Below are 7,024 nucleotides of genomic sequence, written 5' to 3' on the forward strand. Positions count from 1 at the left end.
CTGAGCTATCTGTATTTTTTACCTAAATATTTATATGGATTTACTGGTTTACCGTATTTTCGAACTTCAAAATGCACATGAGGCCCTGTACTTTTTCCTGTATTACCAACAGCAGCTATTACTTTTCCTTTGTAGACCTTCTCACCTTTCTTTACATAAATTTTACTACAGTGAGCATATCTGGTTGTAAATCCTCCTCCATGATCTATTTCAACCATGTAACCATATGAACCTTTCCATCCTGCAAAAGTAACCACTCCACCATCTGCTGCTTTAATAGGTGTTCCAACTCTCGCTGCTAAATCTATACCCTCATGCATTCTTCCCCATCTCTTGCCAAAACCTGAAGTCAAAACGCCTCTCGTAGGTGTTATAAATATGCCTGTTGCTTTAAGTGGTGGTATTTCCTTAGTTCCTTTAACAATAATCTGAGATACTGGATTAGAAATAATAGTTTCCTTTAAAATCTCTTTTGCAACTTCAATTCCATTATGTTTCTCTATCTTAGCTATAACTTCTTTTTTACCATATACCCCTCTTCTTTTTATTATCGTTTGATCCTTATACATTTTAGAACTATATTCATATTTTATATCGAAATCAATCTTTTCAATATATTTCTTCTCTTCATAAGTAGCTACTGTTAAATATGGCTTAGGCACTATTAGACTCAGCTCATCTCCTGGATGAATAAGTTTAGGATTTTTATCTGGATTAGCTTTAATCAAATCATTTACAGTCAAATTATACTTATGTGCTATAGTCCAAAAATTTTCACCTTTTTTTACAACATGAGTTTTAACTTCATCTGTTCCTTTCTGTATATAATTTAACACTTTATCAAAATCTTCTACTGCAGATATCGGTACTTCCTTTTTAACTATTTTAACGTTTTCAACAAATTTTATATCTTCTATTGAAGAATCTTCTGCATCTGCTGAATTTATATAAGGCTCTTTAATCTTATCTAACACTTTTTTTGCTAAATCTTCTGTCTTGAGAATTCCTAATACCTTTCCATCCGCTTCAATAGCATATGCAAATACATCAAATTCAATATTATCCTTTAAATTTTTCTTAATATCCTCTTTTTTTGTCAATTCATTATCTTCAGCATGAACAGGTTGATATTCAAATTCGTCTTCAATAAAGACTTCAATCCCATAATCAGTAGTTAATTCATTTTTAAGCGTAGTTACAACATCATTAACAATATCTTTATTTCTAACCGTTCCTATGTATTTGCCATTATAAATAATCTTAAAAGCCCTTGTATATACCTCTTTTCTATATCCAGCAAATGCAAATCCTACTACTAAAATGCTTATCACCACAGCAAAGATAATCTTTTTATCGAATTTTCTGCCATTATTTCCTATATTCAATTTCTTAATAAGTTCACTAACTTTTTTTAAGTACGAGCCATTCATTTTAAAGCTCCTTCCCAAAAAGTTCTTTGTAACACAATTGTAATATAAACTCAAAATAAATTATATCATATATTGTAAAATTTACAAAGGATAATCTAACAGCATGTCTATAATTATTTTATTTTTCTAATTTAATTTATATTCTTATCTAAGAGATAACTCTCTTATAATAGCATCATTATTTTTTAATTTTAAAACCTCTCTACATATTTCAATAAAATCTTCAGTTTTTGCATTTCTAAACTTATTTTTTTGGAAATAAAGTTTTAAAATATTAAAAAACTTTTCATCTCCGATTTTTACCCTAAATTCATTTAGACTAATTGCACCTTTTTGATATACCAAAGCCAAATACTCTTGCCATGAATTAAAGTTTCTCAAACTCTTATTTATAGACTGATTTATAAAACCAGAATCCTTATACTTGTTAAAATGACCAATAACCATTTGATTAAACACTTTATCTTTGACTTCTACACCATATTTTTTCTCATAATATAAAATCGTTGAATATTCAGTTAAACTTTCATCTAGCCACGGTTCATCAACTTGATCATTTCCAACAATGCCATACCACCATTGATGAGCTGTTTCATGTGCAATAATATATTCTAATATATCTGGCTGCCCGTCTGAATATATATCATTATCTATCATAACCACATTCGGATATTCCATACCTCCGATATAAAAATCACTCGCTACAACTTCAAATTCTTTATAAGGATATTTACCAAATAAATCATTAAATATCTTGATTGAATCTACTGCATATTGCAAAGCTTCTTTCTTATATGCATCATCAAAACAATAAGAAACTACCCTGATATTATCAACCCAAGCCTCTTCTTTCTTAAATTTATCGCTTAAAATAATAGCAAAATCTCTAACATTATCAGCTTCAATATAATATTTCACCTTATCATTTAATCTTTTTTTATCAACAATCACGCCGGTACTAACTGGAAAATAATCTGATGGTGTAAGAAGCTCTACTCTATAATTACTAATATCACTATAAAACGGATCGCCTAATTTATAATAAGGATCTAAATTCCACCCATCTTCATCATAAACAGCTAAAATAGGATACCAATTTGTTATATTAAAAGTATATTCATCATATCCAAATCTTCCTCTAGAATTTGGTATTTTTATTTCCCCTTGTATCTCAACAGTAATTTCCGTACCGTTTTTAATCCATCTTTCAAGTTCAATCATAAGTATTGTATGATCTCGTCCTATAATGTTATATTTTTGCTCTTTACTATCCACTATTACTTTTTTTATGTCAATATATCCCAAATCAAACCCATTTGGATAGGCTTCATGAAATTCTTCTTCAAAATACGGTGCTGTTTTTGCTATTCTAAAAGCATTTGGATATATATGAAAATATATTTTTTTTAACTTCTTCCCTGTATTATTTATATAGCTAACTTTTTCATCAATATGAACTATCTTATTTACAGGATCAAACTCTGCTTTAATGAGATATCTGTTTAATATCTTTTGGTTTATATTAAATGTAAATTGGATATCATTTCTAATAAATGTATATGTTACAATTGGTGTGATTGTTATTATAAAAAGCAATAAAACTTTAAAGATTATTTTAATTAATAATTTATGCATCACATTCCTCCACTCACCTTTCATTTTTGAACTTATTACTAAAATATATTAATCAATAATTGGAAAATATAACTTAATATAAATTTAGATAAACATTGTGTTATAATAGTAGAACAAAAGCTTCGATTTAAGTAATTTAAGGAAGATTTTATTGAAATCCATAAATGGAAGTTATATTATTAAATTATCCACAAGTCAATAAGGTTCGGATTGATAAAACTAATCTTATGGTAGGTGAGTATATTGTCTTTTTATAAAGAAATTACTGATATAGATTTAGGTGATACCCCAATTGAAAATATTTTTATCAATGATTTTATGCCAATGGCTAACGGTACGTACGTCAAAGTATACTTATTAGGATATAAATATGCTAATGATAAAGATTCCAATATTGAAGTTACTAACGAAACTATCGCAAAACATTTAAATATTCCATTATCAGATGTTCTAAAAGCTTGGGATTTTTGGGAAGAGAAAGGTATAATCAAGAAGCATCCTAAAGAAAATGATCAATACAACTATACTGTTGAATTTTTGAACTTAAAACAGTTATATATTAATAACAACTATAAACCGATAACAGCTAGATCTGCTAAACATACTGAAAGCACCTACTACTGCTGTTCTGTAGATGATTTAATTGAAGCAAATAAGAACGCTACAATTCAAGATATGTTCTATTCAATAAATCAAATAATTAGACGTCCTTTAGTACCTAATGAAAAGAAAAAAATTCTTGAATGGATATATAACTATAATATGGATCCTCAAATAATTGTTAAAGCTTTCATTTATTCAGTAGAAAGAAAGAACAAAAAAAATGTTAATTATGTAGAAGGAATAATAAGAAACTGGTATGATATGAACATTACTAATTTAAAAGCTTTAGAACAGTACCTAGAAACTAAAGATAAAAGATTCCAGATCTATGAAAGAGTCATGAGAGCTTTAGGTTTTAATTTTAGACCCCCTAGTGAAGCAGAAAAAAAAGTGATAGATAAATGGTTTGATGAGTGGAAATTTGATTTAGATATTGTATTAAAAGCCTGTGAAAATACTAAAAAAACATCAAATCCAAGTATAAATTATATAGATGGCATACTTTCATCCTGGTACAGTAAAGGAATTAAAAATGTTAATGAAATTGAAGAAAAGGACAAGCCAAAAGTTAATCAAAAATCTACAAACCAAAATAAAATTGCAACTAAATTCCATAATTTCGAACAAAGAACTTCTAAATATACTTCAGATGAACTAGATAAGATTGTAAGAAAAATTTTTGAGAAAAAAACTAATAAAAAAAATATTTAATTTCCTTGTTTAAGGAGGATACTTATGAACAACAGTATAATTAATGAAATTTTAAGAGAGTACGAAAGAAAAAGAGATAAAGCATTATATGAACAAAAATTAAGACAAAACGAAGTTTATTCAAAAATCCCTAAATTAAAAGAAATAGATAAACTAATATCTAAAACGGGTCTAATGATATCTAAAGCAATTATAAATAATCCTGAGAATTATAACGATAAAATAGAAGAAATAAAGAATAAACTAGAAGAATTAAAACGAGAAAAAGCGATATTACTTACTGAAAATAATATTCCTCTAGAATATATGGATATAAATTACGAATGTAACAAATGTAAAGACACGGGATTTCTAGAAGATGGCAGTAAATGTTCTTGTTTTAAACAAGCTCTTATTAACAGAGCTTACAAAATGTCTAACCTTGAACATATACTTCATAAAGAAAACTTCCAAACTTTTAACATTAATATCTTCAGTGATAAACCTTTTGAAAATGAAAAAATAACACCAAGAGAAAATATGCAGAACATATTAAGTATATGTGAAGGGTTTGTATTTAATTTTGATGAGGATAATGAAGAAAATCTATTGTTTTATGGAACAACTGGATTAGGCAAAACTTTTATGTGTAACTGTATCGCTAAAGCTCTATTAGATAAAGGGAAAATAGTAATATATCAGACGGCTTTTAAAATACTTGAGATAATAGAAGAGTATAGATTCAGAAGAAATTCAGATAAAGATCAATATAAATTAGATTATGAACTTCTATTTGATGCAGATTTGCTGATAATTGATGATTTAGGGACTGAACTAGTAAACACCTTTACTAATACCGAAATATTTAACATAGTAAATTCGAGATTGATAAAGGGAAATAAAACTATAATATCTACAAACCTCTCACCTATGGAAATATCTAATACTTATACAGATAGGATTTTTTCAAGAATTCTAAGCAAATTTACTCCAATTAGATTTTTTGGCCCTGATTTGAGATGGGAGACTTAATAAAATTAATAATTTTAAAAGGTGAAAAATATGAATAAAAATAGGAATGTCTTTTTTTTCATATCATCACAGGTAATTTCTGATATAGGAAATTGGATAGATAGAATTGCTGTTTTAACGTTAGTATACAGTATCAATAAGTCACCTGTAGACATGTCATTTCTATCTGTTATGATGTTATTGCCTTCAATAATATTCGGAGCTTTTGCCGGGAAAATAGTTGATATTTACAGCAAAAAAAGAATTTTAATTTTAGGAGATTTCATAAGAGCCATTTTGGTTTTCCTAGTACCTTTTTTTAAAGAATATGTATTTTTTATAATTTTTGCCGTATCTTCTGTTTCTATATTTTATGACACCGCTAGAAGTAGTATGTTGCCAGAACTGATTAAAAAAGAAGAGTTAAAGCAAGTAAACAGTTTAAGTAGTTCATTTAGTTCATTAATGATGGTAATAGGCCCGTCATTAGCAGGCGTTATCATTTCTAGATTTAAAATAGAGTATTGTTTTTATATTGATTCTTTGACATTTCTAATATCAATGGTTATGGTTTATATGATTAAATCACATAAATGTGGAACGCAAGAAACTGCAAAACTTCATCAAATAGATAAAATTTCATTTGTTAAAGGATTAGAGTATATAAAAAGCAACAGTATTATTTATAATGTATTAGCAATAAATACAATAGTTGGATTAGCTGCTGGTATGTTAAATGGATTATTAATCATGTATGTCTATGAATTTTTAAAAACAGGTTCACAGGGCTATGGCACCATTCTTACATTTAAAGGCTTAGCTATGATCTTAACTTCATTAGTTTTATACAAATACTTAAAAAATGTACCAGTTGATGTCACTTTTAAAGCAGGTTTAATAGGTTTAGGATTTTCAATTACTATATTCCCATTAAACACACTTTTTATTTTAGCAATTATAATACAATTTTTTAATGGAATATTTAATGCATTATTTGCTATTTCAAGAACCACAATCATGCAGCAAAGCTGTGACAAGCAATACCTCGGTAGAACTTTTAGCATGAATACGATGTTAACAAATATATCATCAATTATTTCTTTAGCTTTTGGTGGATTTGCAGCAAAAGTTTTTGGGGTTCGGACTGTATTAATAGGGGGTGGCCTTTTAATATTAATTAGCGGATTAGTATCAATAAATAAAATATATTCAAAACCTATAGTAAGGTAATTTTGATATGATAAATGGATTTAGTAAAAAATAGATAAATATAGATATAAGAACAAAATCTTCGATTTAAATAAATTAAGGAAGATTTTGCCCATATCCATAAACGGAAATTATATTTGAATTTATCCACAATTTAAATTAGTTTATAACGACTCTGGCATGTAAATATGCCAGACAAAATTTCAATAAAATCAACATTAATTTTTTAAAATATGGGATTTTATTATAAATTCCTATGGATTATAAAAAAAAGAAGCTTAAGAGAATATCTTAAGCTTCCTTTTTATGGAGCTGGCGATGGGACTCGAACCCGCAACCTGCTGATTACAAGTCAGCTGCTCTACCAGTTGAGCTACGCCAGCATATTTTGGCGACCCGGAAGGGACTCGAACCCTCGACCTCCAGCGTGACAGGCTGGCATTCTA

At 27.9% G+C, this 7,024-nt stretch carries 5 protein-coding genes and 1 tRNA gene; 3 read left to right on the forward strand and 3 right to left on the reverse strand.

The features are described 5' to 3' along the window. Positions 1-5: 5 nt before the first annotated feature. On the reverse strand, positions 6-1,430 hold the full coding sequence (locus tag AB4Y15_RS11685; RefSeq protein WP_427340528.1) for a peptidoglycan DD-metalloendopeptidase family protein: 1,425 nt from the start codon (positions 1,428-1,430) through the stop codon (positions 6-8). A gap of 144 nt (positions 1,431-1,574) precedes the next feature. Continuing rightward, a complete protein-coding gene (locus AB4Y15_RS11690) occupies positions 1,575-3,065 on the reverse strand; it encodes a M1 family metallopeptidase (RefSeq protein WP_427340529.1) in 1,491 nt (496 codons plus the stop codon). 243 nt (positions 3,066-3,308) lie between these two features. Between AB4Y15_RS11690 and AB4Y15_RS11695 the strand changes: the two genes are divergently transcribed. From AB4Y15_RS11695 to AB4Y15_RS11705, 3 genes are read left to right on the forward strand one after another with little or no spacing between them, the layout of a single operon-like run. After that, positions 3,309-4,379 (forward strand): DnaD domain-containing protein, encoded by a 1,071-nt coding sequence (locus AB4Y15_RS11695; RefSeq protein ID WP_427340530.1) that lies wholly within the window; start codon positions 3,309-3,311, stop codon positions 4,377-4,379. A 24-nt stretch (positions 4,380-4,403) separates the two neighbouring features. Beyond that, complete coding sequence (locus AB4Y15_RS11700; RefSeq protein WP_427340531.1) at positions 4,404-5,390, forward strand: ATP-binding protein; 987 nt, start codon at positions 4,404-4,406, stop codon at positions 5,388-5,390. A 30-nt stretch (positions 5,391-5,420) separates the two neighbouring features. Further along, positions 5,421-6,599 (forward strand): MFS transporter, encoded by a 1,179-nt coding sequence (locus AB4Y15_RS11705; protein ID WP_427340532.1) that lies wholly within the window; start codon positions 5,421-5,423, stop codon positions 6,597-6,599. A 286-nt stretch (positions 6,600-6,885) separates the two neighbouring features. Here AB4Y15_RS11705 and AB4Y15_RS11710 read toward each other — a convergent pair. Further along, a tRNA-Thr gene (locus tag AB4Y15_RS11710) sits at positions 6,886-6,961 on the reverse strand. Between the last annotated feature and the right edge of the window lie 63 nt (positions 6,962-7,024).

This window comes from Caloranaerobacter longqiensis (assembly GCF_050286925.1).
Taxonomy (GTDB): Bacteria; Bacillota; Clostridia; order Tissierellales; family Thermohalobacteraceae; genus Caloranaerobacter.